Origin of the sequence: Flavisphingopyxis soli (genome assembly GCF_007995095.1) — a bacterium.
GTDB lineage: Bacteria > Pseudomonadota > Alphaproteobacteria > Sphingomonadales > Sphingomonadaceae > Flavisphingopyxis > Flavisphingopyxis soli.
In genome coordinates, this window is sequence record NZ_VOPY01000001.1 from 920,637 (window position 1) to 936,466 (window position 15,830).

The window sequence follows — 15,830 nt, forward strand, 5'->3', positions numbered from 1 at the left end:
ATACGGGTCTTCGGCTTCGCTCAGCCCCTACTCAGCACCAACGGGTGGGTTTGGGGTCGCAGAGGCATCTAATGTCTCGCCCCCCCTTTTTCAAACGGCGTCTTTGCTGCTAGCGAGGCGGCCAACCGACGATAGATGAAAGCGACCCGATGACCGACCTTGCCACCTTCGACTTCGCGCTCGGCGAGATGCCCGATGCGATCCGCGATACCACGCGCCGTTTCGCGCAGGACAAGATCGAACCGCTCGCCGCGAAGATCGACGCCGACGACTGGTTCCCGACCGAGCTGTGGCCGCAGATGGGCGAACTCGGCCTGCACGGCATCACTGTCGCCGAAGCCGATGGCGGCCTCGGTCTCGGCTATCTCGAACACGTCATCGCGTGCGAGGAGGTCAGCCGCGCATCGGCCTCGATCGGTCTCAGCTACGGCGCCCATTCGAACCTGTGCGTCAACCAGATCGCGCGCTGGGCCAATGAAGAGCAAAAGGCCAAATACCTCCCCAAGCTGATCTCGGGCGAGCATGTCGGCAGCCTCGCCATGTCCGAAGCGGGGGCAGGCAGCGACGTCGTCTCGATGAAATTGAAGGCGCAGAAAACCGATACGGGCTACGTCCTCAACGGCACCAAGTTCTGGATCACCAACGCCGCCTATGCCGATACGCTTGTCGTCTATGCCAAGACCGGTGAGGGATCGCGCGGCATCACGACTTTCCTCATCGAAAAGGACATGCCGGGTTTTGCCATCGGGCAGAAAATCGACAAGATGGGCATGCGCGGCAGCCCGACCGCCGAACTCGTCTTCACCGACTGCGAAGTCCCCGAAGCCAATATCATGGGCCCCGAGAATGGCGGTGTCGGCGTGCTCATGTCGGGCCTCGATTACGAGCGCACTGTCCTAAGCGGCATCCAATTGGGCATCATGCAGGCGTGCCTCGACGTCGTCGTGCCCTATGTTCGCGAGCGCAAGCAGTTCGGCAAGCCGATCGGATCGTTCCAGCTGATGCAGGCCAAGGTCGCCGACATGTACCTCGCGCTCAACTCCGCCCGGGCCTATGTCTATGCGGTCGCCAAATCTTGCGACGCGGGTCGCACAACGCGCTTCGATGCCGCCGCCGCGATCCTGCTCGCATCCGAAAACGCGGTGAAGGTCGCGGGCGAGGCGATCCAGGCGCTCGGCGGCGCGGGCTATACCAAGGACTGGCCGGTCGAACGCTATTTCCGCGACGCCAAGCTGCTCGACATCGGGGCTGGCACCAACGAGATCCGCCGCATGCTGATCGGGCGCGAGATCATCGGCGCCTAGACCAGCAGCGTCGCGACGCCCCAGCCGATCAGGCCGATTCCGCTGGCGATCGCGATGCGGCGGCCGTGCGGCAACATCTTCTCGGCCGCGACGAACAGCGTCAGCAGCGCGATCCACGCAAGGTTCATCGTCCCGCCGACGAACAGGATTCCCATCAGCAGCCAGCAGCAGCCGAGGCAATAGCCGCCATGGATCAGGCCGAGCCTGATCGCGCCCGCCGCCCCGGGGCGGTAATGGCGGCTGATGAACGCGGCGGGGTTGCGACAGCTGGCGAGGCAGGCGTCCTTGAGCGGGCTGAGCTGAAAGGCTCCCGCCGCCAGCAGGACGATCGCCGATAGCCAGCGGCTGGCCGACTGCATCGTCATCGCGCCCATCAGCGCGTGCGCCTGCAGCCATGACTGCCCGAGCGCGGCCAGCGCCGAAAAGCCTCCCCAGACGATCAGGTAGCCGAGCACGAAGATGGCGGTCGGCGGTTCAGGATCGCCGGTGCGGCGATGGCTGGCGCGGGCGTAGAGCAGCACGGTTGGCGCCGCCGACGGCAGCATCATTGCGATCATCATCACCCACCACATCGAAAAGGTCAGCGCGAACCCCGGCGTGCTGCCCGCCATGCTGCCTATCGCGGGCATCGTCGTTGGATTATGCGGAAAAAGTGCGAGCGCCGCATGGATCGGCATGCCCATGCCCGCGCCGAGCGCAATCCAGGCCCAGGCGATGATCACCAGCAGCGCCAGCGCCGCCATAGTGATTGCGCGATGGCGGGCGAGCGCCGCCTCGGCGATCCGGCCCATCAGGCGCGGACGACACCGTGGCTGTCGAGGTGGAGGTTGGCGAACTGGCCATAGCTCGACGACAGCTCCATCGGCATCGGATCGCGCGACGTGCTCGAAGCCGATCCGATATCGGCATATTCATATTCGAAACCGTCGGGCAGGTGGATCCGCGCGCGCACCTCGCTGCCGTCGACCGGGCTCCTGATCGGTTCGCCGGTCATGTCGATATGGCCGGGGATGTGCATCCTGGCGGTCCGCCCCTCGACATCGACGTCGAATGCGATCGGCGCGAAAATCGGTTCGTGCATCGTCTCGATCGTCGATGCGAAGACCGCGAACATCGTCGCCATCGGATCGGTGTCGCCGCCGGTCATGATCGTCAGTAGCGCACCGCGCTGGGCCTCGTCGGCGCGCTCGTCGACAAAGGCGACGCATTCGCCGTGGCCTTCATGGATCGGTCCGGGCCATTTGAACACCGCGCCGATGTTGAGGCCCGATATGTCGGTCTCGCCGTATTCTCCCTCGTCGATCGCGAGGCCGACGACCGCTTGGCAATTGCCCTTGTCGGGCAGTCCGCCGAACTGGCAATTGCAGCCATAGTCGCAATTGCAGTTGGCCAGTTCACGTCCCTTGAGTGTCCAGTAGGTCATGCCACGCCCTCCTGCGAATGACATAGCATAATTTGCTTGCGACGTCACTTTGGCCAACCTTCTCCGTCGCCCACCTGCTTTATTGTATGTTTTTCTATATTTGCAGCGAAATCCGTACAATTGGGACATGGCGGGACGAGGACTTGGCAACGCGCACTTGGCGAAATCGCAGTGACACGGATCCAGATTAGGATTACGGCTTTGCCGAGCGGGAAAAGGGGAGGGCATGACGATGCGCAATTCTTATCTGGCAGCAGCGGTGAAAGTGGCGATTGCGGGCGTGGCGGCGTGCCTTGCGGGATGCGGGTCGTCTGCCAGTGACCAGCCCGGTGATGCGGCGCAATCGCAACCGGCGGCGACCGAGTTCGCCTTCGACGGCGCTACGTCGGACAATCGTGCCGCGATCCAGGCGCACGGCGAACGGCTCAGCCACGTGCTCGGCTGTCGCGGCTGCCACACGCCAACGCTCGAAGGGGCCAACTTCGGCGATTTCGAGCCGCCGTTCGACGGCATCTATGCCTCGAACCTGACCCGCATTCTCCCCGATATGTCCGACGAGCAGCTCGAACGCCTGCTGCGCACCGGCGTGCATCCGACGCGCGGCGACCTGTGGGTGATGCCGTCGGAGACGTTCCAGCGCCTCAGCGCGGCCGACATGACCGCGCTGATCGCGCACCTGCGGACGATCAAGCCGTCGGGTAAGGCGACCCCCGCCCCGGTGCTGAGCGACGCGGCGAAGGGAATGATCGCGGCGGGAGTGTTGAAAACCGCCGCCAAGTCCGTGGCCGACTACAAAGCGTCCGAGCCGGTCGATCTTGGCGAACGCCATGCGTTCGGTCGCTACGTTGCGCGCAATACCTGCGCCGAATGCCATGGCGGCGATCTCACGGGGATCAAGGATTTCACCCCCGACCTTACCATTGCCTCGACCTATAGCGCGGAGCAGCTCACCCGCCTGCTGACCACGGGGGAAGGGCGTCCGGGCAGCAAGCTTGGCCTGATGGCAGTGGTCGGCAAGGATCATTTCTCCTACCTCACACCGCGTGAGCGATCCGCCGTTATCGCCTATGTGAAGGCGCGCGCCGACCTCCCGCAATAGCGCCAAGTACTTGCAATCGCAGCGCTTCCCGCTAGGCGGAGGCGATGAGCCAGCTGCTGCTCGATGTCCTGCAATATTACGGCGCTGCTGCCGCGACGCTCGCCGCGCTTATCGTCTCGCTCAACCTCGGGCGGCGTTGGACCGGCTGGGCGTTCGTCGTCTTCGTCACCAGCTCGGCGGCGCTGATCGCCTGGGGCTTCTGGCAGGACGACAGTGAAGGCATCGGCTGGCAGAACGTCGCCCTGCTGATCATCAACTGCGTCGGCGTCTGGCGCTATCTTGTTGTCAAGGACGTGCCGGGGGCGTCCACGAAATCGACCGCAGATGGCTGATCAACAACCGGGTTTGCAATCCGCATTGTCTGCGGTACCTCCTGTCGCAATCGAGTTTGCTTTGGGGCACACCATGACGAGCGACCTGGACCCGAATATCACCAACCCGTTTGCCGATCTGCGCCAGGGAGATGACCTCGGGGTCGCGCTTGCCGGTATCGACATTTCGGCGCTGCCGGTCACTCCACCCGATCCGCTGCGCGATTATTACGTGCCGCTCGACGCGGGCGCGTGGAGCCTGCGCCACGTACCGTTCATGGCGATGCCCGGTTACTGGAGCGGATTGCAGGCGATGTACGGGCTCGTCCTCCTGCAGCGGCGGACGCGGACCTGGATGTCGCTGACGCCGTTCGAATTCGAAAGCCAGCAGATCGGGATCGATTTCGCGCGCGGCCATGTCGCGGTGTTCGGCCTCGGCATGGGCTGGTCGGCAGCGATGAGCGCGCTGCGCCCCGAGGTCGAGCGAGTCACCGTCGTCGAGCTCGACGATGAGGTGGTCGAGATGCACCAGCGACTGCGATTGTTCGAACGATTGCCCGGCAATGTCGGGGAAAAGGTCCACATCGTCCACGGCGACGCGCTCGAATGGAAGCCCGACCGCCCGGTCGACCTGTTGATGCCCGATGTCTGGCTCGACCTGGTCAGCTGGGAGCGGGCCGAGGAAGTCCACGACATGCAGGCCAATGTTCGCGCCGACATGGTCTATTTCTGGGGGCAGGAGCTCGAACTCGCGCGCCACGCGGTGCGCCAGGGTCGCTCCCTCGATGACGCCGGCCTGGCGCAGACCGCCGCCGATTTCGACCTGCCGCTGATCGGGCTCGACACGCCCGACTACGCCCAGCGCACCCGCGCCGCGACGCGGCAATGGATGCTCGGCCGCTGGCTCGAGGGAAGCGACGTCCCCGAAGACTTGCGCAGCAAGGCGGACGCGGCACCAACCCTAACCCAATCGTCCTGAGTAGCCAATGAGTAGCGGCTCAGCCGCGTAACGAAATGGCGTATCGAAGGACAGGTGCGCACGCATCGCGCCGTTCGATCGGGACCTTCGACAGGCCCAGCCAAGCGCGCATTGGTCTTTCGTTCGACCCTGCGACTTGGTTATATGCGCGATGACCGATCGTCGCCTCAAAGTGCCGCCCACCGTGATCGCGCTCGGGATGGTCAGCCTCCTGATGGACACGTCGTCCGAGATCATCCACGCGCTCCTGCCTTTATTCATGACCGCGACGCTCGGGCTGAGCGTTACTGTGGTCGGCGTGATCGACGGCATCGCCGAGGCAACCTCGAGCATCGTGAAGGTCTTTTCGGGCTATCTGTCCGACCGGTTCGGCAAGCGAAAGCCGCTCATCCTGCTCGGCTATGGACTGGCGGCGGCGTCGAAGCCGCTCTTTCCGCTCGCTGCCGGACTGTTCCCCGTGCTCGGCGCGCGCTTTGCCGACCGGATCGGCAAGGGGCTGCGCGGTGCGCCGCGCGACGCGCTGATCGCCGACGTCACCCCCGCCGCGTTGCGCGGCAGGGCCTTTGGCCTGCGCCAGTCGTTGGACACCGTCGGTGCGTTCGTCGGTCCGATCCTCGCCATCGGCCTGATGGTCGCGTTCGCCAACGACATGCGCGCGGTGTTCTGGGTGGCGGTCATCCCCGCGGTCCTCGCGGTGCTGTGCGTCGTCTTCTGGGTCCGGGAACCGGCCGCCGCGCAGGGGACGGCAAAAGCACCGATCCGCCTTGCCGATCTCAAACAGCTCGGCAGCGCCTATTGGGGCGTCGTCGCGGTCGGCGGCGTGTTCACGCTGGCGCGCTTCAGCGAGGCGTTCCTGATCCTCAAGGCGACAGGCGAAGGCCTGCCGCTGTGGCTCGCCCCGATGGTCCTCGTCGCGATGAACCTCGTCTATGCGCTCGGCGCCTATCCCGCGGGCGTCCTGTCGGACCGCCTGACCGCGCGCAGCCTGTTGCTCGCCGGCGTCGGCTGCCTGATCGCCGCCGACGTCGTCCTGGCGCGCTCGGTCGGCCTCGTCGGGGTCTTTGCCGGCATCGCTTTGTGGGGCGTCCACATGGCGCTGACCCAGGGGCTGTTGGCCAAGCTCGTTGCCGATACCGCACCGGCACGGCTGCGCGGCTCGGCGTTCGGCGTGTTCAGCCTCGTTACCGGCGTTTCGCTGCTCGTCGCCAGCGTAGTCGCGGGCGTGATCTGGGACCGCTTCGGTTCGGGCATGACCTTCGTCGCGGGCGCGGTGTTCGCCGCCCTTGCGGGTGTCATGCTGCTGGCCTTGCGCGGGTCATCCGGACGCGGCTGGCGAAAGGCCGACCCGGCCTAGCCGTTCACCATACCCGCACGCGCTTGTCGGGGGCGAGGTAGAGTTTATCGGTCGGCTTGACGTCGAACGCCTTGTACCAGGCATCGAGGTTGCGGACGGTCAGCGCGCGGTACTGGCCGGGCGCATGGCCGTCGGTGGCGATGCGCGCGCGCAGCGCTTCCTCGCGCGTCTTGGTCGCCCAGTTCTGGGCATAGGCGATGAAGAAACGCTGGTCGCCAGTAAAGCCGTCGATCACCGGCGCCTCCTTGCCGCCCAATGACGCGCGATAGGCATCATAGGACGCCTGCAGCCCGGCGACGTCGGCGATATTCTCGCCGAGCGTGAGCTTGCCGTTGACCGCAAGGTCGGCGAACGGCTTGTACTGGTCGTACTGCTTGGCGAGCGCGGCGCCCTGTTCCTCGAAATGGGCGAGGTCTTCCTTGGTCCACCAGTTGCGCAGCGCGCCGGTCGAATCGAACAATGCGCCGTTGTTGTCAAAGCTGTGGCTGATCTCGTGACCGATGACCGCGCCGATCGCGCCGTAATTATAGGCGGGATCGGCCTTGGCATCGAAGAACGGCGGCTGGAGGATCGCGGCGGGGAAATTGAGCGCGTTCTGGACGGGCAGGTTGACCGCGTTGACCGTCTGCGGCGTCATCCACCATTCGCCCTTGTCGATCTTGCCGCCGATCTTGCCGAGCTGGTGCGCGTACTCGCCCTTTTCGGCGGCGATCTCGTCGGCATAGGCGTTGCCGGGAACGATCTCGATCTTGCTATAGTCGCGCCAGGTGTCGGGGTAACCGACGCTGACGCGGATCGTCTCGACCTTCTTGAGCGCCTCGGCCTTGGTCGCTGGCGCCAGCCAGTCGATCGCCTTCACCCGCGTGGCGAACGCGTCCTTGATGTTGCCGACCATCGATTCGACTTCGGCCTTGGCCGATGCGGGGAAATATTTCTCGACATAGGCCTTGCCGACCGCATCGCCGAGATAGGCGTTGACCGCGTCGAGCGCGCGTTTCGACCGCTCGCGCTGTTCGGGCGTGCCTGACAATGTCGTGCCGTAAAACGCGAAATGGTCGCGGTCGAGCTTGGTCGGCAGGACGTCGGCATGGCTGTTGATCTGGTGGAAGACGAGCCAGTCCTTCCATGCGTCGAGCGGCTGCGAGGCGACCAGCGCCGACAGCGCGGCAATCGCCTTGGGGTGATAGGCGGCGAACTTGTCCTGCACCCCCATCCGCCCGGCGACGAGCAGCGCGTCCCAGTCGATCCCCGGCGCCTTGGCCTTCAGCTCGTCGCTGGTCCACACCGTCGCCGACTTGGCGAAATCCTCGCTGTCCTCGCGCGGCTGGTGCGCCTGCGCGATCTTCATTTCGAGCGCATAGATGCGCGCCGCCTTGGCGTTGGCGTCGGCGATGCCGGCATCGGTCAGCAGCTGCGCGATATACGCTTTGTACTTGGTCCGGATCGCCGCCATCTTGGGATCGGACGACAGGTAATATTCGCGCTCGGGCAGGCCGAGGCCGCCCTGCAATATATAGGGCAGCGTCACGCCCGGCGTCGCCAGCCCCTGGGTGACGAAGATGCCGAACAGGTTCTCGGTGTTGAAATCGGTCGCGTTCAAGGGATCGACATCGGCGCGCAGCTGCTCGCCGATGACGCGCGAGAGGCCCTTGGTGTCGGTAATCGCCGCAAACCGGTCGAGATCGGCCTGGACCGGCGTCATCCCCGCCGCGTCGATCGCATCGGTATTGGCATAGGCCTTGTAGAAGTTTGCGATCCGCGCCTCGTCGGTGCCTGGCTTGGGGTCCGACTTGACGATCGTGTCGATCAGCGCGCGGTTGCGCGCCTCGGTGCTCAGGAACGCCTCGTAGAACGCGCCCACGCTCGACCGGTCGGCGGGGATCTGGACCGTCTTGTCCCAGTTGCCGTTGGCATAGGCGTAGAAATCGTCGCCGGGCTTGACGCTCTTGTCCATCGCCGCGACGTCGATGCCGATCGCGGTGCCGGCCTTGGTCTCGACCGCGGCCTCGTTGCCGCTGCCGACCTGCTTGCAGCCGATCGGGCCGGCGAGCGCGGTGGCGGAGAGGAGGAAGACGGAGAGCAGGCGGCGGGACATGGCGGACCTTTCAGGAAAGACTCGGGCAGGGAAGTGAACCGCCATAACGCACGAACGCCGCCGATCATTCAAGTCTCTCTGCGACGATATGCGCGATCGGCCTGACGGCTTGGCTTGCGCGCCCGCGCCCGCTAGGCACAGCGGGCAACCTAGCGGAGAAACACAGCGGTGAGCGCCCCCATTCTCGATACCAAACTCGATCTCGCCAGCGACCAGGCCAAGGCCAACGCCGCGCACAACCGCGCGCTCAACGACGAGCTGTGGGCGCGCGTCGCCGAAGCGGCCAGGGGCGGCAGCGAAAAATCACGCGAGCGCCACACGGCGCGCGGCAAGCTGCTCCCGCGCGAGCGCGTCGAGCGCCTGCTCGATCCGGGCAGTCCGTTCCTCGAGATCGGCCAGCTCGCCGCTTGCGACATGTACGGCGGAGAAATCCCCGGCGCGGGGATGATCGCCGGCATCGGCCGCGTCTCTGGCCGCACGACGATGATCGTCTGCAACGACGCCACCGTCAAAGGCGGCACCTATTACCCCATGACGGTCAAGAAGCACCTGCGCGCGCAGGAGATTGCTCAGGCCAACCGGCTGCCGTGTGTCTATCTCGTCGACAGCGGCGGCGCCAACCTGCCGCACCAGGCCGAGGTCTTCCCCGACCGCGACCATTTCGGCCGCATCTTCTTCAACCAGGCGAACATGTCGGCCCAGGGCATCGCGCAAATCGCCTGCGTCATGGGCAGCTGTACCGCGGGTGGCGCCTATGTCCCGGCAATGTCCGACGAGAGCGTCATCGTGAAGGAACAGGGGACGATCTTCCTCGCCGGCCCGCCGCTCGTGAAGGCCGCGACAGGCGAGGAAATCAGCGCCGAGGATCTCGGCGGCGGCGCGCTCCACGCCAAGACCTCGGGCGTCGTCGATCACCTGGCCGAGAATGACGAGCACGCGCTGACCATCGTCCGCGACATCGTCTCGAGCCTGCCCGACGACCGCGCCCCCGACATCGCGATGCGCGATCCGCGCCCGCCGAAGTTCGACGCCGAGGAACTCTACAGCATCATCCCCGACGACGTCCGCGCACCCTATGACGTTCACGAAGTCATCGCGCGCATCGTCGACGGCAGCGAGTTTCACGAATTCAAGGCGCTCTACGGCCCGACGCTCGTCTGCGGTTTTGCGCATATCTGGGGCATGCCCGTCGCGATCCTCGCCAACAACGGCGTGCTGTTCAGCGAATCCGCGGTCAAGGGCGCGCACTTCATCGAACTCGCCTGTCAGCGCCGCATTCCGCTGCTCTTCCTCCAGAACATCTCGGGCTTCATGGTCGGCGGCAAGTATGAGGCAGAGGGGATCGCCAAGCACGGCGCCAAGCTCGTCACCGCGGTCGCGACCGCCAGCGTGCCCAAGGTCACCGTGCTGATCGGCGGCAGCTTCGGCGCGGGCAATTACGGCATGTGCGGCCGCGCCTACGATCCCAGGTTCCTGTTCACCTGGCCCAATGCGCGGATCAGCGTGATGGGCGGCGAACAGGCGGCCAGTGTGCTCGCCACCGTCCACCGCGACGCCAATAGCTGGACGCCCGAAGAGACCGAAGCCTTCAAGGCCCCCGTCCGCCAGAAATACGAAGACGAAGGCAACCCCTACCACGCCACCGCGCGTCTGTGGGACGACGGCGTCATCGACCCGGCGCAGACCCGCGACGTGCTAGGGCTCGCCTTCGCCGCGACGCTCAACGCCCCCATCCCCGAGCGCGCGCAGTTCGGCGTGTTCAGGATGTGATTTTCGAAAATCGTGAGTCGAATTAATCGGCAACGCACCAATTTCGTAAAAGCGGCGAATAATTCGCATATAAAACCTGCCGCATAAATAAAAAACGCCTGCCGTTTTTATTTATCGTCGGCATGTTCTTGATTTAATACAGTCGCAAGCCGACGGACCTTGCCTTGCTTTCTTCTGTTACGATTCTGGAACGATAACGCTTCGTTAACAACATGACGCGAACTTGGGGCGACGGGCAAGGGCATCGCGTGCCGTTACCTTTCAGGATCAAACATGAGTGGGGTTACGTATCCGGCGAAAGCCAGAAAGACACGATCATGGCGCAAACCTGTCCCGACGACGTCGCAAAGCCTGCTGCAGCCGGCCGATCGGGAGCCACGCGCGAGCGACGGGGGCAGGAGCGTCATCACGCGGTGCGCTTCACCGCCAAGCTGACCGACCACAGTGGCGAAATGCTCTGCCTGCTCCGCGATATCTCGGCCGAAGGCATGAAGGCCAATATCTACAGCGACCTGCACGTCGATGAAGAGGCACTCGTCGAATTTCCCAATGGCCAACGCATCGCTTCGAAACTCGTCTGGGCGCGCGAAGGCGAGGCAGGCTTTCGCTTTGTCCAGCCGATCGACCTCGAACGTTTGCTCCATCCGACCAAAGAGGATCCTCCGCGCCGCTCGCCGCGGATCCATTTCGAAACCGTGGCTAGGCTCGTCTGCGCGATGGAATCGAAGCTGGTTCGGGTGCTCGATATTTCGCTCGGCGGTGCCAAGCTCGAAACCGGCCCGGTCGGATTGAGCGGCGACCACGTCACCGTCCAGTTCGACGGACTGCCGACCAAGGGCGCATGGATCCGCTGGACCGACGGTCGCCGCATCGGCGTCCAGTTCGACTGTCCGATGTCGTTCGACGAACTGTGCACATGGCTCAACGCCCGGCGCTCGCGCCGGCCCGACGCAAACCGCGACGAAACCGCTTCCGCAGCGTAGGTTTGCGCGCCCGTCGATAGCGAGAGAGGGGCGGCGATGGCCGCTCTTTTCACATTCGGTGCCGCCCGCTAGGGAAGGGCGCATGAACACGCCACAGTCCAGCGCAGGCGCTCGGTCGCTATGATCCAGTCGCTCCTTATCGCCAATCGCGGCGAGATCGCCTGTCGTATCATCCGCACCGCGCGGCGCATGGGTATCCGCACCATTGCGGTCTATTCCGACGCCGATGCAAAGGCGCTCCACGTGCGCTCGGCCGACGAGGCGGTCCATATCGGCCCGAGCCCGGCGAACGAGAGCTATCTTGTCGGCGCAAAGATTATCGCTGCGGCCAGGGAAACGGGCGCAGAGGCGATCCACCCCGGCTACGGCTTCCTCTCGGAAAACGCCGACTTTGCGCAAAGCGTGATCGACGCAGGCCTGATCTGGGTCGGCCCCAAGCCCGACTCGATCCGCGCGATGGGCCTCAAGGACGCCGCCAAGAAACTGATGGAAGCCGCAGGCGTGCCGACCACGCCCGGCTATATCGGCGACAATCAGGATCCCGATCACCTCGCCAAGGAAGCCGAAAAAATTGGCTATCCCGTCCTTATCAAGGCGGTCGCCGGCGGCGGCGGCAAGGGGATGCGCAAGGTCGATGACGCCGCCGGTTTCGCCGACTCCCTCGCCTCGGCGCAGCGCGAGGCCAAGGCGGCGTTCGGCAACGACATCGTCCTCATCGAGAAATGGATCGAAAGCCCGCGCCATATCGAGGTGCAGGTGTTCGGCGACAGCCACGGCAACGTCGTCCATCTGTTCGAACGCGACTGCTCGCTCCAGCGGCGCCACCAGAAGGTCATCGAGGAAGCCCCCGCGCCGGGCATGGACGCCGAAACGCGCGAAGCCGTCTGCGGCGCTGCGGTCCGCGCCGCACAGGCGGTGAACTACGAAGGCGCCGGCACGATCGAATTCATCGCCGACGGGTCCGAAGGCCTGCGCGCCGACCGAATCTGGTTCATGGAAATGAACACCCGGCTCCAGGTCGAGCATCCCGTTACCGAGGAAATCACCGGCCAGGACCTCGTCGAATGGCAGCTGCGCGTCGCCAGCGGCGAGACGCTGCCCAAGCGCCAGGACGAGCTTAGCATCGACGGCTGGGCGATCGAGGCGCGGCTCTATGCCGAGGACCCGGCGACCGGTTTCCTGCCGAGCACGGGGCGTCTCGAGCATTTCGAGGCCGCCGGCGACGGCGACATCCGCGTCGAGACAGGGGTCGAGGAAGGCGACGAGATTTCGCCACACTACGACCCGATGATCGCCAAGCTGATAGCGCATGGCGAGACGCGCGACGAAGCGATCGACGCGCTGGCCGACCTGATCGAGGGAACCGAAGTCTGGCCGGTCAAGACCAACGCCGGTTTTTTGCACGCGCTGCTTGAAATGAAAGAATTTCGGTCTGCAAAATTAGATACAGGCCTGATCGGGCGCACAGGCGATAGCCTTACCGATAAATCGTTGTCGGACGCTGCAATATTGGCAGCAATGAGCTGGCGTTTAGAAGAATTTACCGATGCCGAGTTCGAAGGCGATATTGCGATTTCCCCGACCGGTCTGTTCGGGTTCCGGTTAAACCGGTCCACTGAACCTGCTCGCTTCAAAATCGCTGCCGATGGGAATGCAATCAGTGCTTCTGCACAGCCCAATAACCGGACCGACAATTGGAAGTGGGATCTCACCATTGACGGTCGTAGCGAATTCGAAGTCGTAGACGGATTACCGTCCACTCATGGCGTAGAGAATGGCCCGATACGAGTGTTCGAAAACGGACATGCTCATGAATTCATATTTGGGATGACACGCGGTTCGGGCGCCGGTGCAGCCTCCGACGGCGCGATCGTCTCGCCGATGCCCGGCAAGATCATCGCGGTCGAGGTCGCCGAGGGGCAAAAGGTGACCAAGGGCGACCGGCTCGTCACCTTGGAGGCGATGAAGATGGAGCACAGCCTCGTCGCGCCATTCGACGGCACCGTTGCCGAACTCAACGCCAGGCCCGGCGGGCAGGTCAGCGAAGGCACGCTGCTCGTCCAGATCGAGGCGGCGGGGGAATAGCCAACATCGTCATTGCGAGCGGCGCAGCCGCGCGGCAATCTATCACGAGGATGACGTGGCCCGACACGCAAGGTTGGTCTTGACGGCGTGGGTTCAGTTTCGCGGAGATTGCCGCGTCGCCTTCGGCGCCTCGCAATGACGGAGCCCGCAAACTCCCCGCTTTCCTACATTATCGTGGGTCTGCTACAGTGATCACTGATCGACTTATTGCGCGGGGCAGGCCCGTCGCGAATGTCACACAGAAGGTCACACCCGTGAACCCGTCCCTGGACGGTGTGAACCCGTGAACTTTTCAGCTTGGGAGCCGCTTTGATGGCCGATGCCGATCCGAAGATTTCCGCTGATTCGATGCAGGGTCTGCTCGACCGCCAGCGCGCCGCGTTCATGGCCGACCTGCCCGTCAGCCTCGACGTCCGCCACGACCGGCTGACGCGCGCCGTCGCGCTGCTCGTCGATCATGGCGCGGCGCTGTGCGATGCGATGAGCGAGGACTTCGGCCACCGCAGCCGCGAACAATCGATGCTGACCGACGTCAACGCGGCGATCAATGCGCTCAAGCATGCGCGCAAGCATGCCAAGACGTGGATGAAATCCGAACGCCGCCCGGTCCAGTTCCCGCTCGGCCTGCTCGGCGCCAGGGCGACGGTCGAATACCAGCCCAAGGGCGTTGTGGGCATCATCGCGCCGTGGAATTTCCCGATCGTCCTCGCCTTTTCGCCGCTCGCCGGTGTCTTCGCCGCGGGCAACCGCGCGATGCTCAAGCCCAGCGAGTTCACCCCCGTCACCAGCGACCTGATCGCGAAGCTCGTGCCCGACTATTTCGACCCGACCGAGCTTGCCGTCGTCACCGGCGGACCCGATGTCGGCAAGGCATTTTCCGAACTAGCCTTCGATCACCTGATCTATACCGGATCGACCAATGTCGGCCGTCACGTCATGGCGGCGGCGGCGAAGAACCTCGTCCCCGTCACGCTCGAACTCGGCGGTAAGTCGCCCGTCATCGTCTCCGACAGCGCAAACATCGCGCAAACCGCCGAACGCGTCGTCCTCGGCAAGATGATGAACGCTGGCCAGATCTGCCTTGCGCCCGATTACCTCCTCGTCTCGGCGGCGAAAGAGGGCGAACTGGTCGATCAGATCAAGGCGTCGGCGAGCGCGCTCTATCCGACCCTGCTCGACAACGACGACTACAGCTCGGTGGTCAACGATCGTCACTATGACCGGCTGCAGGGCCATGTCGACGATGCGCGCGCCAAGGGCGCAGAGGTCATCGTCGTCAATCCGGCGAACGAGGATTTTGCCAGTTCGAACAAGCGCAAGATGCCGCTCCACATCATCCGCAACGTCCGCGACGAGATGACCGTCATGCAGGAAGAGATTTTCGGCCCGCTGCTGCCGATCAAGGCGACGAGCGGCACTGCCGACGCGGTCGATTACGTAAACGCGCACGACCGCCCGCTCGGCCTCTATTATTTCGGGTCGGACAGCGACGAGGAACGCCGCGTGCTCGACACCACGATCTCGGGCGGCGTGACGGTCAACGACGTCATCTTCCACGTCGCCATGGAAGACCTGCCGTTCGGCGGCGTCGGCCCGTCCGGGATCGGTAGCTATCACGGCATCGAGGGCTTCCGCGCGGTCAGCCACGCCAAGTCGATCTATCGCCAGCCGAAGCTCGACATTGCCAAGCTCGCGGGCATGAAGCCGCCCTATGGCAAGACCACCGCCAAGACGATCGCGCGCGATTTCAAGAAGTGACCTTTGGTCGCCGTCTCCACTCCGCTCAGGCTGAGCTTGTCGAAGCCCCGGCGCACGCCGACCCTTCGACAGGCCTAGGGTGGGCAGGATGTTGGGTATGAGCATCGGAGCCATTGCAGCGCCGTCTTTGCTCGGCTAGAGGCAGCGCCGCTCTGGTATCTGCCTCTGTGGCGGAATTGGTAGACGCGCTCGACTCAAAATCGAGTTCCGAAAGGAGTGCCGGTTCGACTCCGGCCAGAGGTACCAGGCGCTATCCGTCTTTGCAGGCGTTGAACGACGCGGTGTAAAACGCGTTGTAGGCAATGCTCACCGCGCTGTATTTGCGCCGCTCGGGCTTGGCATCGACATAGGCGACGAACGCGTCTCGCAGTATCTGCGGTTTGGAGCCCGATGGGACACAGACCGCATCGTCGATCTGGTCGAGATCCTCGAAATAGATGATCCCGTCGTACACGCCCATCAGATAGGTTTCGCATAGCTTCACCGACGCGGCATCCTTGGCCACGCACAAATCATAAATCTGGTCGGTGTCCTTGAAGATGCCGCTCGCTTTGACATCCTGCGCCCCCGCCGCGGGCATCGCCCCCGCCGTCAGCGCAGCTGCCGTCAAACCCGTGATGATCGCTTTCATGATCTGTCCCCTTTGCCCGTTCATTAATCAGAATATGT

The 15,830-nt window shown here is 64.3% G+C and carries 13 protein-coding genes and 1 tRNA gene; 10 read left to right on the forward strand and 4 right to left on the reverse strand.

All coding sequences use genetic code 11. The features are described 5' to 3' along the window. Positions 1-149 precede the first annotated feature (149 nt). A complete protein-coding gene (locus FSZ31_RS04595; RefSeq protein ID WP_147121840.1) occupies positions 150-1,304 on the forward strand; it encodes an isovaleryl-CoA dehydrogenase in 1,155 nt (384 codons plus the stop codon). On the opposite strand, the gene FSZ31_RS04600 is transcribed toward FSZ31_RS04595, so the two are convergent. After that, the gene (locus tag FSZ31_RS04600; RefSeq protein WP_147121841.1) at positions 1,301-2,095 is read right to left on the reverse strand and encodes a DUF2182 domain-containing protein; all 795 of its coding nucleotides are present in this window, start codon (positions 2,093-2,095) and stop codon (positions 1,301-1,303) included. The two genes, FSZ31_RS04595 and FSZ31_RS04600, sit on opposite strands and share 4 nt — an antisense overlap. Continuing rightward, positions 2,095-2,727: a DUF1326 domain-containing protein gene (locus FSZ31_RS04605; protein ID WP_147121842.1), complete on the reverse strand. Its 633-nt coding sequence runs from the start codon at positions 2,725-2,727 to the stop codon at positions 2,095-2,097. The genes FSZ31_RS04600 and FSZ31_RS04605 overlap by 1 nt, the downstream gene beginning before the upstream one ends. A gap of 232 nt (positions 2,728-2,959) precedes the next feature. Between FSZ31_RS04605 and FSZ31_RS04610 the strand changes: the two genes are divergently transcribed. The 4 genes from FSZ31_RS04610 to FSZ31_RS04625 all read left to right on the forward strand — a co-directional run bounded on the left by FSZ31_RS04610 (position 2,960) and on the right by FSZ31_RS04625 (position 6,470). Next, positions 2,960-3,826, forward strand: coding sequence for a c-type cytochrome (locus FSZ31_RS04610; protein ID WP_161595945.1), 867 nt, complete (start codon positions 2,960-2,962; stop codon positions 3,824-3,826). A gap of 44 nt (positions 3,827-3,870) precedes the next feature. Beyond that, positions 3,871-4,158, forward strand: a complete 288-nt coding sequence (locus FSZ31_RS04615) for a hypothetical protein (protein WP_147121844.1) — start codon at positions 3,871-3,873, stop codon at positions 4,156-4,158. A 73-nt stretch (positions 4,159-4,231) separates the two neighbouring features. Then, positions 4,232-5,116 (forward strand): polyamine aminopropyltransferase, encoded by an 885-nt coding sequence (locus FSZ31_RS04620; RefSeq protein ID WP_147121845.1) that lies wholly within the window; start codon positions 4,232-4,234, stop codon positions 5,114-5,116. Positions 5,117-5,267: 151 nt separating this feature from the next. Next, complete coding sequence (locus FSZ31_RS04625; protein ID WP_147121846.1) at positions 5,268-6,470, forward strand: MFS transporter; 1,203 nt, start codon at positions 5,268-5,270, stop codon at positions 6,468-6,470. Between the two features lie 4 nt (positions 6,471-6,474). On the opposite strand, the gene FSZ31_RS04630 is transcribed toward FSZ31_RS04625, so the two are convergent. Then, entirely contained in the window at positions 6,475-8,565 is a 2,091-nt protein-coding gene (locus FSZ31_RS04630; RefSeq protein WP_147121847.1) for a M13 family metallopeptidase, read from the reverse strand. A 168-nt stretch (positions 8,566-8,733) separates the two neighbouring features. On the opposite strand from FSZ31_RS04630, the gene FSZ31_RS04635 reads away from it, so the two are divergent. From FSZ31_RS04635 to FSZ31_RS04655, 5 genes are all read left to right on the forward strand, one after another. Continuing rightward, positions 8,734-10,335, forward strand: coding sequence for a carboxyl transferase domain-containing protein (locus FSZ31_RS04635; RefSeq protein ID WP_147121848.1), 1,602 nt, complete (start codon positions 8,734-8,736; stop codon positions 10,333-10,335). A 317-nt stretch (positions 10,336-10,652) separates the two neighbouring features. After that, a complete protein-coding gene (locus FSZ31_RS04640) occupies positions 10,653-11,318 on the forward strand; it encodes a PilZ domain-containing protein (RefSeq protein ID WP_161595946.1) in 666 nt (221 codons plus the stop codon). A 120-nt stretch (positions 11,319-11,438) separates the two neighbouring features. After that, complete coding sequence (locus FSZ31_RS04645) at positions 11,439-13,403, forward strand: acetyl/propionyl/methylcrotonyl-CoA carboxylase subunit alpha (RefSeq protein ID WP_147121850.1); 1,965 nt, start codon at positions 11,439-11,441, stop codon at positions 13,401-13,403. 312 nt (positions 13,404-13,715) lie between these two features. Next, the gene (locus FSZ31_RS04650) at positions 13,716-15,161 is read left to right on the forward strand and encodes a coniferyl aldehyde dehydrogenase (protein WP_236643660.1); all 1,446 of its coding nucleotides are present in this window, start codon (positions 13,716-13,718) and stop codon (positions 15,159-15,161) included. A 161-nt stretch (positions 15,162-15,322) separates the two neighbouring features. Continuing rightward, positions 15,323-15,407 (forward strand) — tRNA-Leu (locus tag FSZ31_RS04655). A gap of 4 nt (positions 15,408-15,411) precedes the next feature. On the opposite strand, the gene FSZ31_RS04660 is transcribed toward FSZ31_RS04655, so the two are convergent. After that, positions 15,412-15,792, reverse strand: a complete 381-nt coding sequence (locus FSZ31_RS04660) for a Rap1a/Tai family immunity protein (RefSeq protein WP_147121851.1) — start codon at positions 15,790-15,792, stop codon at positions 15,412-15,414. Positions 15,793-15,830: the final 38 nt, after the last annotated feature.